A 17,422-nucleotide genomic window follows, 5' to 3' on the forward strand; every position below is an offset into this window, starting at 1 on the left:
GTTAGTTCAAGGGTCGATTTTCTTCAAATAGTACAGAAAGTGCAATGTTTTATTCGCTTTGTACGGTTGAAAGGGAAACGAGAATTGGTCCAGCAAAATCAGATGCCTCCACCCCTTTCGGATTGTGAAGACGGAATAAGAATGCAGCGCCCGATTCCGATTTCCACACAATATAATCGCTAATGCCACCCTCTCCGGAGGTTTGAAGGTAGAGATCCGCGAAACCAAGGGGATGTTCAACCAACTCACCGCTGTAATTAAACACCTCACCGATCTGACTTAACTCTTCCTCACCTGCTACTTCAAGTTGAGCTAAATCATCTTCGGATGGCAGTGACTCAATATCAACGTAATATTCTGGGTTACTACTCAATGATAGACGACCTGTCGCTTCATTAAATGTAAAGTTCTCAAAAACATACAAAGAAAATCCTTTCCCATGTTGTAGAGTAGCCGTTAGGGACTGATTCCCCTTAGATGTTAGCAGCTCAACATCTTTTACAGCAGGGCGAATTTCAACATCGGTCGTATTCTGACCCGATGAAGTAGACGAAACCGCGTCAACTTTTACGGCCTCCTTTTTCGTATTATCGGAAGGCCTTATTTCTCCCGTACAAGCAGTAAGTATGAATACCATAACTGGTATCGGGATACTTTTCCAGCCCAAATATCTACTTTTCAATGTAACCAATCCTTTCAAGTTGGACTCTATTTTTCCGATTAGTATTTATTCTCACATAATTCCTCTTGAATGGTTAGACGGATTAAGATTAAATAAGTTTCTTAGTTGTTTGCAATCAGGCTTGTTTGATGAAGGTAGCGTAGAAACTAACTTAAAAAACGCAAAAAAATCGTCCTATCTTATAATGGAGTCAGCCAACCCATATTAGAAAGGACGATTTTTACATTTAATTCAATTTCTTTATTTAATTGTAAAAAGGAACTGGGATGCTTTTAGTTCCTGTGATTATAATCCACATTTCAACTGTGCATTACAGTTCGTGCATGTATTACAGCCGCCCATTTCCTCAACGGTGCCTTGTCTACATACAGGGCATGTATCGCCCACTTCAGAGCCGATTGTGACATTCGTTGAACGTAGGTCCTGAATCGTATTAACGAGTACGACTTTACGTTGTTCGACAACTTCTTCAACATAATCGGAATCCATTTCGTTTTCTTCAGCTTTCAGCGTTAGTACTTGCGAGTCACGGCTGCCATCGACATACACAGTACCGCCTTTCGCTCCGCCTTTATAAAGACGCTCATATACGCTTTCTACCTGTTCGACTGTATAACCGCGTGGTGCGTTAACAGTCTTCGAGATCGAGCTGTCAATCCAACGCTGGATAATGCATTGTACATCAGCATGCGCTTCCGGTGCCAAACTCATTGATGAAATGAACCAATGAGGAAGATTGTCCGGATCTGCTTCTGGATTACGTTTTAAATATTCTTCGACGATACCCGCTTTCACCTCGATGAATTTCCCGAGACGTCCGCTACGGTAATAAGTGAAGGAGAAGTATGGTTCTAAGCCGGTAGAAACGCCAACCATGGTTCCAGTGGATCCAGTTGGTGCAACTGTCAATAAGTGGGAGTTTCTGATTCCATGTTGAAGAATTGCCTCACGGATATCTTCCGGCATTTTTTTCATGAAACCTGTGTTGATGTATGCTTCACGAAGCGCTTTTGTTTCCTCGTCTGTCTTGCCAATAAGGAATGGGAAACTTCCCTTCTCTTTTGCAAGTTCAATTGATTCCCGGTAAGCGGTTGTCGCAATCGTTTCGAAAACTTTATCGACAAGTTCGTTGCCCTCTTCTGAACCATATTCTTTTTCACAGTAGATAAGAAGATCGGCAAGTCCCATAACGCCAAGTCCTACACGGCGTTCACCAAGGGCTTGTACTTTGTTTTCTTCAAGGAAATAAGGTGTTGCGTCAATTACGTTGTCCTGCATGCGGACACCGACACGAACAGTTTCTTTCAATTTATCGTAGTTTACTGTCTTCGTTTCTTTATCAGCGAATTCTGCAAGGTTTACAGCAGCAAGGTTACAAACCGAATATGGTGCTAATGGTTGTTCCAATTTTGTTATCCTGAAGGTTTTTTATCCATTCAGTTCTTACAGTTCGTTTTCCTGTAAGTTCAGCATACATTTTGACTGTTTAATACAGCCTTGCGGTCTCGTGCCTGGATTATAGTCTGTTTTACTATGTAAAACAGGATCACCAGGTATGCGTTGCCCCTGACTGAAGCTTTACCTTCAGCCTTCGGTTCGGATTGGCATTCTCAGCTTCCCCGCTTCATCCCGCAATTTTTAACGTGAGGCGAAGTCCACCACACGGGTTTGTCGCTACGACTTGCTGGCCGTAAGCTTTTGCATTCGTTTCGCTGTTCGCATTGTCGATAAAGAAAATTCCCGGTTCTGCAGAGTACGTTGCACAAATGTTGATAAGATCCCAAAGTGCGCGTGCTTTAATCGTCCGGTATACACGGACTTCATATCCTTGGCGCTCCCATTCTCTTACATCTCCAACTTTATGCCATTCTTCATTATACGTTGCCATTTCTTCAGGAGAATATTTCTCAACCGCTGGGAAACGAAGCTCATAATAAGCGTCCTGTTCCACAGCTTTCATGAAGTCATCTGTCAATGTAACTGAAATATTAGCACCAGTTAGGAACTCTGGATTGTTAACGGAATAAGTTCCTCCGTCACGTAATTTTGTTTCAGCGTCTCTTAAGATTGCTTCGTTGAAACCGCCATACCAGGGATTGTCCGATAATTAAGGATTCCTTGGTACATCGCTTCTTCTTGTGTAGTAAGCGGTTTGAATTTCAGTTTTTCATTTGCAAGTTTCTTAATCAATTCGTCTTCTGTATTTTCAATAAGATACCGCAGAATCCTTGGATTTTGCATTTTCGAAATGATGAATTCGTAAATGTCAGGGTGCCAGTCCGCCAACATAATCATCTGGGCACCACGTCTTGATCCACCTTGTTCGACAAGATGTGTCAATTTTGCGATGTCATCGAGCCATGATACTGACCCGGATGATTTTCCGTTGACGCCGCGTGCTAATGTATTTCTTGGACGTAATGTCGAACCATTCGTTCCAACACCGCCGCCACGGCTCATTATTTCCATTACTTGCTTACGGTGATCAGAAATGCCTTCGCGTGAATCCGCAACAAACGGCATTACATAACAGTTGAAAAACGTTACTTCAGTACCCGAACCGGCTCCATATAATACACGGCCTGCAGGGATAAAATTCAAATTCGACAATTGTCCGTAAAACTTGTCGAAAGATGCTTTACGTTGTTCTTCTGTCTTTTCAACAGATGCAAGCCCTGTTGCATTCCGTTTAGCAATCTGTTCGTAGAACACTTCAAGTGGTTTTTCAATCACATCGATTGGTCTTGTAATAATTCCGGTTTCCATGCTTTCGGGATTGTCGATTGCACTACGGTATTCTTTTTCGATCCAAATATCTGCTTTTCGATTCTTTTCATCAAGTGCTGTGATGAAGCCAAGCCCTCTTGCTGGAAATTTCGGATCTTCCTTCACTGTCAGAACAACGAAATCACCAACTTTAAGTGTTTTCTTTTCGATATCCTTGAAGGAATACCGGTCAATCATGACAAGTCGGGATACCCCACTGTGTTCGATTTTCATATCTTCTGTAATTGGATGTACTTGCGGGAATTCGACAATATCTGCATTCAACCGCGTCTTGTCCAGAATCGGTTCTTGATGCTTTGAAACAATTACCATTAACGCATCCTCCTTCTGGTGATATATTTTATAGCAACACAACATGTTGTGTTGAATCTATTCCCTAATCTACTACATATTGAAACACGCTGCAATAAAAACATTTCGACATGAGAAATAAAAAAGTTGATATCATGCAGTTTGCATTGAAAAATAATCCGAAAGTTCCAGTCTATTCGCCGTTCTGAATCTGAACAACACCTCATTAAGGACTAAACTATCGCCCGCTTACACACGGAGTTTTACACCATTCATTTTTCAAAACAATATTTCTATAATACCATGAAGTCTTCATACGTATAAGTATTGATTTTTACAAACTTCGACAAATGGCGGTTTTATAAATTACCATTGTTTTATTTCCATTGAACAAGTGACAGTCATTCTATATAATAAAACTATATATAGAAGGGGAAAGCGGTTGTGAGTAATTATTATGTTTCAGGTGCAGTTTTACTAATTTTGATATTATATATCGTAATCACAATGGTCCGTTTACGAAAAGCTGTTACCAATTTAACGCAAGAGCAATTTATCGAAGGGTACCGTAAAGCCCAATTGGTTGATGTTAGAGAGCCCAAGGATTATGAAGCGGGACATATTTTAGGTGCACGTAATATCCCTTATTCCCAATTTCGTCAGCGCTACAAAGAGATCCGTCCGGACAAGCCTGTTTACTTGTATGACCAAAACACTGGGAAAAGTTCCCGTGCTGCTTTATTCCTTAAGAAAAAGGATTATACTCAACTTTACCAATTGCAAGGCGGGTTCCGCACTTGGACAGGAAAAGTGAAAAGCAAGTAACTAAATACAAAATACAACCAGTTTAAGTTCTTCCTTTGGAGGAACTTTTTCTATAACTAAAAAATGAATGGAGACCTTAATGGATAACCAACAATCCTTTACTTTATTACCAATCGAGAAATTATTTAATGACTCGCATCCTAACTTTGAAAACTACGCATTCGTTATGAGGAAAGTCATTGAACGCCTTAATGCACGGAAAATGCAAGACTGGAAAATCATTCAGGCAGAAGAGCTTATTTCACATGCGGAATCCGTCATTGATGAATTAATGAAAAAAGGGAAATTGCATTTCGAATCATTGGGGCATATATATGGCACACGTCCGTCTGGGAAAGTCGAAAAAACCGAATCAGATCGGGCTTTCGAATTACGCGTTTCTGAAACAATCGAAAATCAGCTGCTCTATTTCCCCGAATACGAAGTGGCCTTTGCACAATTTCTCTATTATGTAGACAGCGGGACCACCTGGCCGGAGCACCATATCATTGCCCCAACACCTGCAAAAGTGCTGAATTTCATAAATGATGTAAACCGATTACAGCGTGAACTGATGAAAACGACAATCACTTATTTGGTCGATACGGATAGTGGTGTTGTGAAAAAGAGCTTTGCGCAAGATAATACGATTGATCGAGCTGACGTATTTCTTGAGGAAACAATCAAAAACGATATATATCGTTCCGTGGATGAATTCTTCAAAAACGATGGGAACTTCTATAAAGAATACGGTCTCCCATATAAACGCGGTATTCTTTTACACGGTGCTCCAGGCAACGGAAAAACGACTCTCGTCCGCTCAATCACCGGTTCAACGTCAGCCCCTGTCATCTATTGGCAGATTACAGAACATACGGGTAGTTATTCAGTTGAAGAAGTGTTCAATACTGTAGCGAGGATGGCGCCTGCGATTCTTGTCATTGAAGATATCGATTCAATGCCGGAGCATACGCGAAGCACATTCCTGAATACATTGGATGGCGCACGGGTGCGTGATGGACTTTTCATCATCGGGACGACCAATTATCCTGAACGAATTGACCCAGCCCTTATCAATCGCGCAGGACGCTTTGATAGCACATACGAAATCCCGTCCCCTACTGCAGAAGTAAGAAGGGCCTATTTAAAACAACTCGACATCAAAAACCTTTTCAATGATGAACAACTTGACGATATGGCAAACCGAACAAGAGGGTTATCGATTTCCCAATTGAACGAGTTATACATGTCAATCGCGATAAGCTTCCACTACGATGGAATGATTGTCTATCAGCGCAGAATTGAAGATCTTCAAAAACAACACAGACGGTCTTCAAAAGGAGAATGGGATCAAAATGGTGGATCCATCGGATTTTAATCTGTGAGTTAAAAGGAAAGGAGAGCCCCATTTTCGGGACTCTCCTTTTGCATTTCACTTATTATGCATTTACAAGATCTTCTTCTTTGATGTAGCGCAATACCGGTTGACGAGCTGCTTTCGTTTCGTCAAGACGGTTGATGACAGTCGTATGTGGAGCTTCCTGAACGATTTCAGGAGTCTCTTCAACTTCCTTCGCAATTTGAATCATTGCATCGATGAATGAATCAAGCGTTTCCTTCGATTCTGTTTCAGTCGGCTCGATCATCATTCCTTCTTCAACATTCAACGGGAAGTAGATTGTTGGTGGATGGAAACCGAAGTCTAACAGACGTTTTGCCATATCCAAAGTACGGACACCCAATTTCTTTTGACGACGGCCGGAAAGAACAAACTCATGCATACAATGTTGTGTATACGGCAGATCGAAATAAGGCTGTAACTTGCGCATCATATAGTTCGCGTTTAATACCGCATATTCCGTAACGGCCTTCAAACCATCTGGACCCATGGAACGGATATATGTGTATGCACGTAAATAGATGCCGAAGTTGCCGTAAAACGGTTTAACTCGTCCGATTGACTGTGGACGGTCAAATTCGAATGTATATTTATCGTCTTTCTTCACAAGTACCGGTTTCGGTAGGAATGGTGCTAATTCACTTGTTACACCGACAGGGCCTGAACCTGGGCCACCGCCACCGTGAGGACCAGTGAACGTCTTATGCAAGTTCAAGTGAACAGCATCAAAGCCCATATCTCCCGGGCGTACTTTTGCCATGATCGCATTCAGGTTAGCGCCGTCATAGTACATCTTACCGCCAACTCCATGTACGATTTCAGCAATTTCAAGAACATCTCTTTCGAAAAGCCCAAGTGTATTTGGGTTCGTCAACATAAATGCTGCTGTGTCTTGATCAACCTTCGTTTTCAAATCTTCAATATCTACTAATCCGAATTCATTCGTCTTAATCGTAACTGTATCAAATCCAGCAACAGTTGCAGAAGCAGGATTCGTTCCGTGAGCGGAATCCGGCACAAGAACTTTTGTACGGTTGCCTTCTCCGTTTGCTTCATGGAATGCACGGATCATCATTAATGCAGTCCACTCACCATGTGCACCTGCTGCTGGTTGAAGTGTCACTTCATCCATACCAGTAATTTCAGAAAGATGCTGTTGAAGGTCATACATCATTTCCATTGCACCTTGGACCGTCGATTCATCTTGTAAAGGGTGAATGTTCGCGAATCCAGGGATACGTGCAACAGCTTCATTAATTTTAGGGTTATATTTCATTGTACATGATCCAAGCGGATAGAAACCTGTGTCAACACCATGGTTACGGTTGGATAAGGCTGTGTAATGGCGCATAATATCAAGCTCAGAAACTTCAGGAAGATCAGCCGATTCCTCCCTTAGAAATCCATTTGGCAAATGGCTGGACAAATCGATTTCCGGCACATCAAGTTCAGTCAGACTATATCCGATTCGACCTTCTTTTGTAATTTCAAAAATTAGCGGTTGGTTATCTTTATGCATGAAGGGCCTCCATTTCCTGCACAAGTGCATCGATTTCTTCTTTTGTACGCTGTTCAGTGACTGCGATCAAACAATGGTTGGATAGCTCAGGATATGTCAAACCAAGATCATATCCACCGATGATTCCTTTATCAAGAAGTTTAGCGTTCATCTCTTTTACAGACTTGTTAACTGCAACAACAATTTCATTGAAATGCGCTCCACCGAATTTCACTTCAAAACCTGCTTTTTCAAATGCACTTTTCGCATAAGCCGTTTTCGCGATATTTTGGTAGGCGATTTCTTTCGTACCGACTTTACCTAAAGCAGTCATCGCAACAGAAGCTGCAAGAGCATTCAATGCTTGGTTCGAACAGATATTGGATGTCGCTTTGTCACGACGGATATGCTGCTCCCTTGCTTGAAGCGTCAATACATAACCGCGTCTACCTTCTTCGTCAGTCGTTTCCCCTACTAATCGGCCCGGCATTTTTCTCATCAACTTTTTCGTTGATGCGAAATAACCACAATGCGGTCCGCCAAATTGTTCAGCAATGCCGAATGGTTGAGCGTCCCCTACAGTAATGTCTGCACCCAATTTTCCTGGAGGCGTCAACACACCAAGAGCAAGAGGGTTCGCTGAGACGACGAGCAATCCACCTTTGTCATGAGCCATTTCACCGATTTTTTGAATATCTTCAACTTGTCCAAAGAAGTTAGGATATTGTACGAGTACACCCGCTGTATTGTCATCGAGTAATTCTTCAAGCTGCGCCATATCCGTCACACCGTCTTTTTGCGGGATAGTCACAACTTCGATATATTGTCCAGCCGCATAAGCCGTAACTACGTCACGAGATTCAGGATGCACTGTTTCAGAAACAAGAATTTTCTTGCGGCGTGTATGACCTGCTGCCATAGTCCCGGCTTCTGCAAGTGCAGTTCCGCCGTCATACATGGAGGAGTTCGCAATGTCCATGCCAGTCAATTCACAAATCATTGTTTGGAATTCGAAAATCGCTTGCAATTCACCTTGTGAAATTTCAGGCTGATATGGTGTATAAGCCGTGTAAAACTCGGAACGTGAAATTACATGGTCAACGATGATTGGCTTGTAATGATCATAAACACCAGCTCCAAGGAATGATGCATATGTACGAGCATCAGCATTCTTAGCCGCAAGTTGAGCAAGTTCCTTCGTCAATGCCGATTCAGATTTTGCCTTCTTAATATTCAATTCACCCTTAAAACGGGCTTTTTCGGGAATATCTTCAAAAAGTTCATCAACCGTCGCAACGCCGATTGTTGACAGCATTTCTTCGCGATCTTTATCCGTCATAGGAATATAACGATGCTTGAGCTTCATGTCCACATATCTCCTCTTCATTCAATTATCGTTTATAAAATGGTGTTGCAATTAATACTGCTTTCAAACGTTTTCCTCGAATTTCAACCTCTACTTCTGTTCCAACAGCAGTATGTTCAGTTGCAAGTAGTGCGAAACCGATATTCTTTTTCAATGTAGGCGATTGTGTACCAGTAGTAACTTCACCGATTTCCTGATCACCGACATACACTTTATAGCCAGTACGTGGAATTCCTTTATCAATCATTTCAAGGCCGACAAGTTTTCTTGATACGCCTTCTTCTTTTTGTCTTGCAAGTTCTTCTTTTCCTATGAAATCGACTTCTTTATTCAACTTCACAACAAAGCCTAAGCCTGCTTCAAGTGGTGAAATATCTTTCGATAATTCCTGACCATAAAGAGGTAACCCAGCCTCAAAACGAAGAGTATCACGTGAACCTAATCCAGCAGGTACAACGCCTTCTTCATTGCCTGCGTTCAGGATGATCGGCCAAAGGGCAACAATGGATTCTGGAGACCCATAAATTTCAAAGCCATCTTCACCTGTATAACCTGTACGGGAAATAAGGACATTGTGTCCAGAAACATCGACATTCTCTTTAAAACGGAAGAATTTGATTTCATCTAAAGGTTGAGATGTCAATTTCTGCAGGACTTCCTGCGCTTTTGGTCCTTGTAAAGCGATCAAACCAAATTCGTCTGAACGGTCTTCAATAACTACATCATCAGTTACATATTTCTTCATCCACTCAACGTCTTTTTCAATGTTTGAAGCATTTACGACCAATAAATAGTCATTATCTTTTCTTTTATAGATTAATAGATCATCTACGGTTCCGCCGTTCTCATAGCACATTGCAGTATATTGCGCCTGACCGTCCTTCAGTTTTGAAACATCATTCGTAACAAGCTTTTGCAAGTAATTTAGAGCACGATCTCCGGATACGAAGACTTCACCCATATGCGATACATCAAATAGACCTGCTTTTGTTCGAACCGCTTCATGTTCAGCTTTAATGCTTGAGAATTGAACTGGCAATTCCCAACCGCCGAAATCGATTGTTTTACCGCCATACTCCTTATAGCTATCAAAAAGCGCGGTACGTTTTAAAGTTTCTGTCACAGCCATATTCCCCCTTAGATAATTGATAAAAAAAGACAGAAGTCCCCTTAATAATAAGAGAACCTCTGTCCATGTACCTGAAAGTTTGACCTTGCGGCTTTCCTCGTTGGTGGCCGTTAATATGGCGCTCTCCAGAGATGCGTCATGGATGGTCTTTTTACCTGAGAGATTCATAACCTTAGTTACTTGCTCCTTCGGCGACGCCCGATGCGTGCTCTCCCCAATCCAATCATCCGCGATATGCTGTTAAGTGTTAGGTATCTGAAAAAATTCTGGCAACTACATGCCCTTTCGCCTTATATCTTAACATTTCATAGGTGGAAGCGCAATCCTTTTTAATGTAACGGTGATTTCACGAACATTTTTTATAAAACATTGTAAAACGTTCGTGTTTAACTTGTTCAAATTATTTTTCTACGTCCATTTTCGTCAAATAACTATAAAATTCATCAATAGGCTATTAATTTTTCAATCGTTCAATCTGAAACGCTATATACTGTGTAATTTCTTTCAATGTTCGATCCGCAGTCTCAACTTTAATATGAGCACTTTTGAGATAGAGCGGCATCCTTTGATTGAAAATAGACTCCAACTCACCCCTTGATGACCGTTGAACGATTGGACGGTTGATATCCGTGGACACCCTGCGCCAAATATCACGGAAATTAGCATTCAAATAAAAGACAAGGCCTGTCTTTCTCATAATACTTCTATTTTCCTCACGCATCGCCACTCCCCCGCCTGTGGCAATAATACAAAACTCATCATGAAAACTCCGTAAAAAATTCGTTTCCATTTCCCGAAAACTCTCTTCCCCATACGTTTCGAATATTTGGTGTATCGTCATCCCGGTTTGTTCGGAAATCTCAGCATCCATATCATAAAAGGGTATATTCAATAAAGTGCTTAACCGTTTGCCAATTGCACTCTTTCCACTCCCCATGAAACCGACCAAGTAAACTTTCTTCATTATTTTAACCGCCTTGCCCCATAATCTTTTTTGTTTCCTTTTCGTAATACGTTTCAATTGAATCGAATGTTCTGTATAAATTACTATGCCATGAAACGAGGGTAAAAAGAAAGAGGCTTACGATAAATAGTAAAATAAGTGCAGCGACAAGGATTATGCCTTCTTCATTCCGAATACGAGCCAATTGCAAATCTCCTCTCCCTTACACTACCGTCTAGCATCTTTACCTTCAAGAGCAATTCATGCCCGTCTACTATGAAGGTCGTGTTAGCCACATTAGTGAAAAGTGGGATGTAGCCACTATCATGGTTGTTTTCCGGATTAAAGTACCCGCTTGCCCAACTTGAATCTTTCCCCTTTTGTTGATAAACGATATAGATTGATTCCCTGCAGCTACATTAAAATCCTCAACTTCCAATAATAACGTTTGAAGATCGATTGCAAATAACTCCCATTCGGTAGCGAAATAATCTTCCAATTGGCGTTCAATAGGTGATTTCCAGTAGAAAAAAAGGACAACAAATTGAAGAAAAATAGCAGCAATCAGTAAATGAAAGATTGACTCTAAAAACGTGAATCCTTTTTCATTTTTTAAAAGTTTATGCACTTGATAACTTCCGTTTCGATAGATTTATACATGACACAAATGGAATCAGCGTTAACTGTCCATATATAAGTAACCTCTTCTATACGATTTACTCCTTCACTTAAACCGTATGACTTGTGAAGGATAGCGGCATGATATACGGTTTCGGCAGCATGCATTTCCAGTCGTTTCATCTCGAGCCTCGCTGACATATGGGAGTAAAAAGGAAAAAGCGTCCCGAAGATAACCATTACAATACCAAGGGAAAGAATCGATTCAGGCCATGAATAGCCATTTTCATTGATCATAGACAAGCATCCTCCCATGTTGTAACTGCAAGGTGATAACTTTGTTCCCAGTAGATGTCTGGATAACAAGGGTCCCTGGGTTAATAATATGGCCATTCGGATGAAACTCAACCGCCCTCAACCTATTACCAGCAACCCATCTCATGCCTTCCGGAAAGTCAATTGTAGAATACGTTACATTGATGGGGGTAAATAGGCTGTAGGATCTTCCCGAATTCCGAAACGAAATAGAAGTGTGCACTTCGTGAGCTAACGCATATGCTTGGGCATGGTGAATTGTTGCTATGAGCATTTGAAGTGCCTCTTCCTCACTTTGTTTTTGAATCCAACGGTCGCCAATCGGAATGATGACGACCGTAAGGATGATAACTACACTTAATACTAATAGCATTTCAAGGAATGTGTAGCCTGATTGATTATTTGCTTTCATCTTTTCGACTTACAATTCCATTACTATCTATCTCAATTTCTGTTCCATCAGGACACTTTGCTTCTATGGCTTCTTCAGCAGGATCAGGTAGTAAATCGGGGATGAGATCACTTACTGACTCTGGTAATTCATGGTTCTCCATCATATACGCCGCAACTTGCCCCTGAACCATTGATATATACGCATCACAACCCATTTCATCTATTTTTTCCGCATGCTTCATCACATTCGGTAATGCTATCAATACTAAAACAGAGATTATCAACAAAACTATCATCATTTCAATTAATGTAAAGCCTTTCTCCCCTTTAATAAATTTCAATTTATCCTCCCCCTAAATTTTATCGAACATGCCATATACAGGTAAAAGTAACGCCAAATACGCTGATAAAATGCAGATGGCAAGTATTGTAAACAGGATCGGCTGCAACATTGCAAGCCATTTTCCTATCTCTTCTTCTACCACCTCATTCAGTTTTTCGCTATAGATAATAAGTTCTTTCGCAAGGTGACCAGTATCAGAACCATGCTTGGCGTATGCACCTAATTCATCAAGCAACCCACTCGTCAAATAGATCGCCTGATCGAAAGATTCACCGTAAACGACATGTTTCTTAATCGTGCTTGCAACTTCACTCATGATGGGGTCTACTTTTTGTACTACCAAAACTTCAAGGGCATCTTGCATGGATAGTCCTGATTGCAACAGGCTTCCTATCTCACCAGCGAAATCTCGTGTTTTAAGCTTTGTAAAAAACCACCGAATTAAAGGCAGTTTCAATAAAAAACTGATTTTTGACGACGGCATAAGCTTCCGGTAGAATATCAGCCCGGCAGTTGCCACTATAATAACCACTAAAACCGAACCTACAACGACATCTGGAATTTTGGAGACGATAAGGGGTAACATATCGACAAACCCAGACCCCTCTTCATTTCTTGATATCGATAATGCCTGTAAATTCGGAAGGAAATAGTTTCGATAGGCAAGGAGCAAGATGGTCATGAAGAAAAAAAGGACGAGAGGATAAAGAAGGAGATTTCTTAATTTCTTTCTTCTCTCATCGGTCTTTTTCAACCGTTCCGCTATCCCCTTCAATGTTTCTGCTAATCGCCCATCTACTTCCGAAACAACAACCGGCAAAAGGACGCTCTGAGAAAATCCAAGCCTTTCAAGAATTGACGTAACCCCTTGTCCACTTTTCAGATCAGTTTCCACCCGTTCAAGTAGTTCTGAATAACTTTTTGAATGATGAGGCAGCAATAGAACCAGACTCTCATGAAATGTATAACCTTCCTGTAATAAAATCGATAGCCTTTCTAAAAAGGCAGGACGGTTTTCAATATTTTGCGATGTACCGACGAAAACCTTAAATCCTTTCTTAGCCATATGTCTTTTCGGTTTGTCTGCTGTATTTCTTTAAAACTGATTCTATTTTTATCTCCCTTGGGATGGATACCTTTTCGCCTTTACTGATCGATTCGGCGATAGTCTCCAAAAGATTGCCTTGAACAATTTCAAACACCACGCCTGCACTACCATCTTTTTTCTGTATCAACCGCTGTGCGGAAATGCAGACGATTGTCTGTCGTAGCTCTTCCGAAGTGATTCCAAAATCCATTAATCTGTAAAAACAACCTTCCGGATCCTTTGAATGGACCGTCGTCAAAACAAGATGGCCCGTCAAAGCCGCCGCCACGGCTGTTTTCGCGGTTTCAGCATCTCTAATTTCACCAATCATAATGACATCTGGTGAATGTCTAAGAATTGCTTTCAGACCAGCGGCATAAGTCATGCCGGATCTTTCATTCACTTCGATTTGCAGCAAATGAGCATGATTATTTTCTACTGGATCTTCCAATGTAATGACATGCCTTTCAAGATGATTGACACAATGTGCGGTTAGTGAATAAATAGTAGTCGTTTTTCCACTACCAGTAGGCCCCGTGACGATGATCAGCCCCTGCTGTTCCTGAGTTGCGTATCGAAATTTTTGTTCCCATATTGGGTCGATACATAGTTTTTCAAGGGGCAAGATTCTATCATGCCTTTGCAATCGTATTACGACACTTTCTTTCATATGGACAGAGGGAATAGTTGATACGCGAAATGAATAATTTTTATCCTGAACTTTTTTATGAAATGAGCCACTTTGAGGTTTACGTTTATCGCTAATATCTAATGATGAAAGGAATTTGTAAAAGGAGATCATACGGGTGGCCAACTGTGGGGATATGTGCCAGCCCGCTCTAATTTCGAATTCTTTTTGAAACGCACATCATAACCTTCACGCATTGGAACAAGATGGATATCAGTCGCATCATTGAATATTGCACGTTCCAAAAGTTCAAAGCATTTTATTTCAATGAGGTTAGTACGCATTTCCATTGAACACCCCTTTTTCGAATTTAGGGGTGAAAGACCGCTTTTCACCTTATCGTGAGTATACGATGAAATTATTTATAAAGGAATAGTTTGAAGCAAACTCGAAGTTTACATGCCGTTTTCGGCCCATTAGAAATATTAAACCGCTTTTTCCATAGTAAATTTAAATTTTACTGTCTTTCCAAACAACTCCAATCCATCCATTTGTCACAATGTTGACTTGATAAGAGTTTACTTTTCAAGTTGCTATCCATTATAATGAATAGGAGATCTTTGAACTGTTTCATGTTAAGGAGGGACGCACTTATGGATAATATGTTCAAGCTATGCGGTTTTTGGACGGGTATCTTCGCTGTTATGTTCTTCATCGGTGGAATGATGCCAGCAACCGTCATTTTCGTAGCCAGCACTATTTTCTTCCTATTGCTTGGATATTTGAATCTTACAGAGCGTATGTATATGTACATGTTCGGAGCTTACCTAATGATTTTCATGGTGGGTTTCAGCTACTACTCAACATTCATTCATGTACAAGGCGGACATTAATTAATCGTCCATCAAAAAAAACAGCCTAATGGCTGTTTTTTTATTTCAGAAATGGATTGGATACTTTTTCGGCGCCCGGCGTTGTCGATGGGCCGTGCCCCGGATATACTTTGCAATCATCAGGCAATGACAAAAGCTTCCCTTGAATTGAATTAAGGAGCATATTTGTGTCGCCGTTAGGCAAATCGGTTCGTCCTATACTTTGTTTGAAAAGTGTATCCCCAACGATAGCGAATTGTGCATCTTTAAAGATAAATGATACACTTCCAGGGGAATGGCCGGGTGTATGTCGGATTTCAAATTGAAACGGTCCTATCGTTATTTGGCCTTCCTGTAAAAAATGATCGGCCGCCTTATTGGAAACGAGCGGTAGTCCGGGATATCTCGACGAACCGTTAAGATCCGGATTCATCAGCCAATATTGCTCCTCCCGATGAATATAAACCGGAATGGAAAAGTGGTCTCTAACCTCATCTACAGCTCCAATATGATCAAAATGTGCATGCGTCAAAAGAATAGCCAAAGGTTTACCATTCATGTTTTCGATTTTCTGTATAATCCTGCTTCCCTCTTCCCCAGGATCTACCACCAGACATTGGCCTTCACTGTCTTTTACAATATAGCAATTTGTTTGAATCGGACCTAATGGATATGTACGTATTTTCAACATTTTTCACCCTCCTTTAAGTAATAATAATGAACTCGGATACCATTTTCAAACAAACGTCACTAATATGCCTCGACAAAATCTTTTTTAAACAGTACAATAAGAGAGGAATATTGCTAAATCGGCATTCATTTTTTCTCTATTTGAAAGGAGTGTCTTCATTATGAACGCAAGTTTGATTTTAATGGTAATCTTCGGCTTAGTAGCGATTCTTTCCGTTGTCGGAACTGTACAAGGTTTTAAAGAGCGCAATATCCTAAGCATCGTGTTCAATTTGGCGGCTGCTGTTATCTTTGGCGGTTTCACAATTGCTACGCTTGTTTTCGGAGGATATCCGGCAACTCTACATTAATTAAAATTGGTAAACAAAAAACATCCCCTTCACTCACCTGCAGGGGATGTTTTTCAATTATCGAATTCAATCCAGTTCCTTCTATCGCCAGATTCAACCTCTATTACTTCTTCGAAAGTATACCCATTCAAACATCTTTTACCGGAAGGTGAACACGTGATTGAATCCGCATCCAATCCTTCTGTTATTATTTTCGAGACTCCAACTTCATGAAGATATAAATTAAACTCCGAACTAAGCTCGTCCAACTGCCCGCTTCTCAAAGCTCCTTTAAAAAGAAAACTTTCTCCATTAATCCATTCAATTTCCGGAATGACCCATTCCGAATAATTGCTGACTAACGGCATATTCCAATTGGCTAACACCGTGTTAGTATCATTGCGTAATGAATATGAAAAATTATCGGCTTCAAGGGACTGAACAATCAGTAACTTATCTTCATACGTATCGAAGTAAATGACATTTTCCGCATCAAAAGTTTCTGTCGCTCCTGCTGCTATATTTAAAATTTGTATTTTTCCTCCATCAAGAGGATGTTCCGAAAAAACAATATTGGCAATTCGACTATCACCTATCCATTTTGGAAACGGATCATCCATCTCAATAACCGAAAGACTCTCAGTATGGCCATCAAAGACGAAGAGATCAAAAGACCAATCTTCATGGAAAGCGGTAAGTAATATTTTTTCCGGGTCCAAATCATTCCATTCAATCGCTAATTCTGTGGAATTAATTTCAACTTGATGTCGGACTACGCCGTCCATTGAAATCACTTTAACAATTGCAAGATCCGATTGATCACTCGTATGTACAAGCAAATAATTCATTGAAGGATGAACAATAATATCCGTTATAAAGGACTCATCTTCATAAACAAGGTTCGATTCTCCCGTTTCCAAATTATATGACTTAACTTGATAAACTCCATTCCTCTTTTCCACATAAAGGATTTCAGAATCAGTAAGCCAGTCGGCAATGAAGTGAAACGAAGAGGGGTCCGCTTTGAAAATGGGAAGAGGCTTAGGTGAAACTATGTTTTCTACATCTGGTTCATTAATCGGCCCATCAATTGGTTCATTCGGTTTTTCGATTTCAGGTTGTTCAACTGTTTCTTTTTTTGTTGTACAACCCGTCAAAGCGATTAACGCCAATATAAGCAAGATTACTATTCTTTTCAATACGTCCCCTCCCCCCCATCCTTATAAAAAAACTGCACGGGAAACGAAC

The 17,422-nt window shown here is 40.7% G+C and carries 19 protein-coding genes, 2 pseudogenes and 1 riboswitch; of the genes and pseudogenes, 4 read left to right on the forward strand and 17 right to left on the reverse strand.

The window, feature by feature from the left end; translation table 11 throughout:
• Window positions 1–49: 49 nt before the first annotated feature.
• From QNH10_RS15050 to QNH10_RS15060, 3 genes and pseudogenes are all read right to left on the reverse strand, one after another.
• Entirely contained in the window at window positions 50–682 is a 633-nt protein-coding gene (locus QNH10_RS15050) for a DUF8580 domain-containing lipoprotein (RefSeq protein ID WP_283732184.1), read from the reverse strand.
• Window positions 683–967: 285 nt separating this feature from the next.
• A pseudogene (locus tag QNH10_RS15055) lies at window positions 968–2,086 on the reverse strand (vitamin B12-dependent ribonucleotide reductase); the annotation flags it as partial.
• 256 nt (window positions 2,087–2,342) lie between these two features.
• Window positions 2,343–3,781 (reverse strand): annotated as a pseudogene (locus QNH10_RS15060) (vitamin B12-dependent ribonucleotide reductase); the annotation flags it as partial.
• A gap of 423 nt (window positions 3,782–4,204) precedes the next feature.
• On the opposite strand from QNH10_RS15060, the gene QNH10_RS15065 reads away from it, so the two are divergent.
• Both QNH10_RS15065 and QNH10_RS15070 read left to right on the forward strand, forming a co-directional pair.
• A complete protein-coding gene (locus tag QNH10_RS15065; RefSeq protein WP_283732185.1) occupies window positions 4,205–4,585 on the forward strand; it encodes a rhodanese-like domain-containing protein in 381 nt (126 codons plus the stop codon).
• Window positions 4,586–4,664: 79 nt separating this feature from the next.
• A complete protein-coding gene (locus QNH10_RS15070) occupies window positions 4,665–5,942 on the forward strand; it encodes an AAA family ATPase (protein ID WP_283732186.1) in 1,278 nt (425 codons plus the stop codon).
• 61 nt (window positions 5,943–6,003) lie between these two features.
• Here QNH10_RS15070 and gcvPB read toward each other — a convergent pair whose 3' ends face one another.
• From gcvPB to QNH10_RS15130, 12 genes are all read right to left on the reverse strand, one after another.
• A complete protein-coding gene (gene gcvPB / locus QNH10_RS15075; protein ID WP_283732187.1) occupies window positions 6,004–7,482 on the reverse strand; it encodes an aminomethyl-transferring glycine dehydrogenase subunit GcvPB in 1,479 nt (492 codons plus the stop codon).
• A complete protein-coding gene (gene gcvPA, locus QNH10_RS15080) occupies window positions 7,475–8,827 on the reverse strand; it encodes an aminomethyl-transferring glycine dehydrogenase subunit GcvPA (RefSeq protein ID WP_283732188.1) in 1,353 nt (450 codons plus the stop codon). Before gcvPA ends, gcvPB begins: the two co-directional genes overlap by 8 nt.
• Window positions 8,828–8,852: 25 nt before the next feature.
• The gene (gene gcvT, locus QNH10_RS15085) at window positions 8,853–9,950 is read right to left on the reverse strand and encodes a glycine cleavage system aminomethyltransferase GcvT (protein ID WP_283732189.1); all 1,098 of its coding nucleotides are present in this window, start codon (window positions 9,948–9,950) and stop codon (window positions 8,853–8,855) included.
• Between the two features lie 140 nt (window positions 9,951–10,090).
• Window positions 10,091–10,183, reverse strand: a riboswitch (glycine riboswitch).
• A 227-nt stretch (window positions 10,184–10,410) separates the two neighbouring features.
• Window positions 10,411–10,920, reverse strand: a complete 510-nt coding sequence (locus QNH10_RS15090) for a shikimate kinase (RefSeq protein WP_283732190.1) — start codon at window positions 10,918–10,920, stop codon at window positions 10,411–10,413.
• 4 nt (window positions 10,921–10,924) lie between these two features.
• Window positions 10,925–11,104 carry a hypothetical protein gene (locus QNH10_RS15095; RefSeq protein WP_283732191.1) on the reverse strand — a complete coding sequence of 60 codons (180 nt, stop codon included), beginning with the start codon at window positions 11,102–11,104 and terminating at the stop codon, window positions 10,925–10,927.
• A gap of 69 nt (window positions 11,105–11,173) precedes the next feature.
• The gene (locus tag QNH10_RS15100; protein ID WP_283732192.1) at window positions 11,174–11,527 is read right to left on the reverse strand and encodes a hypothetical protein; all 354 of its coding nucleotides are present in this window, start codon (window positions 11,525–11,527) and stop codon (window positions 11,174–11,176) included.
• Window positions 11,512–11,814, reverse strand: coding sequence for a hypothetical protein (locus QNH10_RS15105; protein ID WP_283732193.1), 303 nt, complete (start codon window positions 11,812–11,814; stop codon window positions 11,512–11,514). The genes QNH10_RS15100 and QNH10_RS15105 overlap by 16 nt, the downstream gene beginning before the upstream one ends.
• On the reverse strand, window positions 11,804–12,244 hold the full coding sequence (locus QNH10_RS15110; protein ID WP_283732194.1) for a hypothetical protein: 441 nt from the start codon (window positions 12,242–12,244) through the stop codon (window positions 11,804–11,806). The genes QNH10_RS15105 and QNH10_RS15110 overlap by 11 nt, the downstream gene beginning before the upstream one ends.
• Complete coding sequence (gene comGC, locus QNH10_RS15115; RefSeq protein WP_317940746.1) at window positions 12,231–12,566, reverse strand: competence type IV pilus major pilin ComGC; 336 nt, start codon at window positions 12,564–12,566, stop codon at window positions 12,231–12,233. Before comGC ends, QNH10_RS15110 begins: the two co-directional genes overlap by 14 nt.
• A gap of 12 nt (window positions 12,567–12,578) precedes the next feature.
• Window positions 12,579–13,634: a competence type IV pilus assembly protein ComGB gene (gene comGB / locus QNH10_RS15120; RefSeq protein WP_283732195.1), complete on the reverse strand. Its 1,056-nt coding sequence runs from the start codon at window positions 13,632–13,634 to the stop codon at window positions 12,579–12,581.
• Window positions 13,627–14,457 carry a competence type IV pilus ATPase ComGA gene (gene comGA, locus QNH10_RS15125; protein WP_283732196.1) on the reverse strand — a complete coding sequence of 277 codons (831 nt, stop codon included), beginning with the start codon at window positions 14,455–14,457 and terminating at the stop codon, window positions 13,627–13,629. Before comGA ends, comGB begins: the two co-directional genes overlap by 8 nt.
• Window positions 14,454–14,633, reverse strand: a complete 180-nt coding sequence (locus tag QNH10_RS15130; protein ID WP_283732197.1) for a hypothetical protein — start codon at window positions 14,631–14,633, stop codon at window positions 14,454–14,456. The genes comGA and QNH10_RS15130 overlap by 4 nt, the downstream gene beginning before the upstream one ends.
• Before the next feature lie 303 nt (window positions 14,634–14,936).
• Here QNH10_RS15130 and QNH10_RS15135 point away from each other — a divergent pair, with 303 nt between their 5' ends.
• Window positions 14,937–15,176, forward strand: coding sequence for a DUF2626 family protein (locus tag QNH10_RS15135; protein WP_283732198.1), 240 nt, complete (start codon window positions 14,937–14,939; stop codon window positions 15,174–15,176).
• A 40-nt stretch (window positions 15,177–15,216) separates the two neighbouring features.
• Here QNH10_RS15135 and QNH10_RS15140 read toward each other — a convergent pair whose 3' ends face one another.
• The gene (locus QNH10_RS15140; protein WP_283732199.1) at window positions 15,217–15,846 is read right to left on the reverse strand and encodes an MBL fold metallo-hydrolase; all 630 of its coding nucleotides are present in this window, start codon (window positions 15,844–15,846) and stop codon (window positions 15,217–15,219) included.
• Between the two features lie 160 nt (window positions 15,847–16,006).
• Here QNH10_RS15140 and QNH10_RS15145 point away from each other — a divergent pair, with 160 nt between their 5' ends.
• Window positions 16,007–16,195, forward strand: coding sequence for a DUF2759 family protein (locus QNH10_RS15145; protein WP_283732200.1), 189 nt, complete (start codon window positions 16,007–16,009; stop codon window positions 16,193–16,195).
• Between the two features lie 53 nt (window positions 16,196–16,248).
• Here the strand turns inward: QNH10_RS15145 and QNH10_RS15150 are convergent, their stop codons facing one another.
• On the reverse strand, window positions 16,249–17,373 hold the full coding sequence (locus QNH10_RS15150; protein WP_283732201.1) for a YqgU-like beta propeller domain-containing protein: 1,125 nt from the start codon (window positions 17,371–17,373) through the stop codon (window positions 16,249–16,251).
• Between the last annotated feature and the right edge of the window lie 49 nt (window positions 17,374–17,422).

It is taken from the genome of Sporosarcina thermotolerans (assembly GCF_030067815.1).
Classification (GTDB): Bacteria; Bacillota; Bacilli; order Bacillales_A; family Planococcaceae; genus Sporosarcina; species Sporosarcina thermotolerans.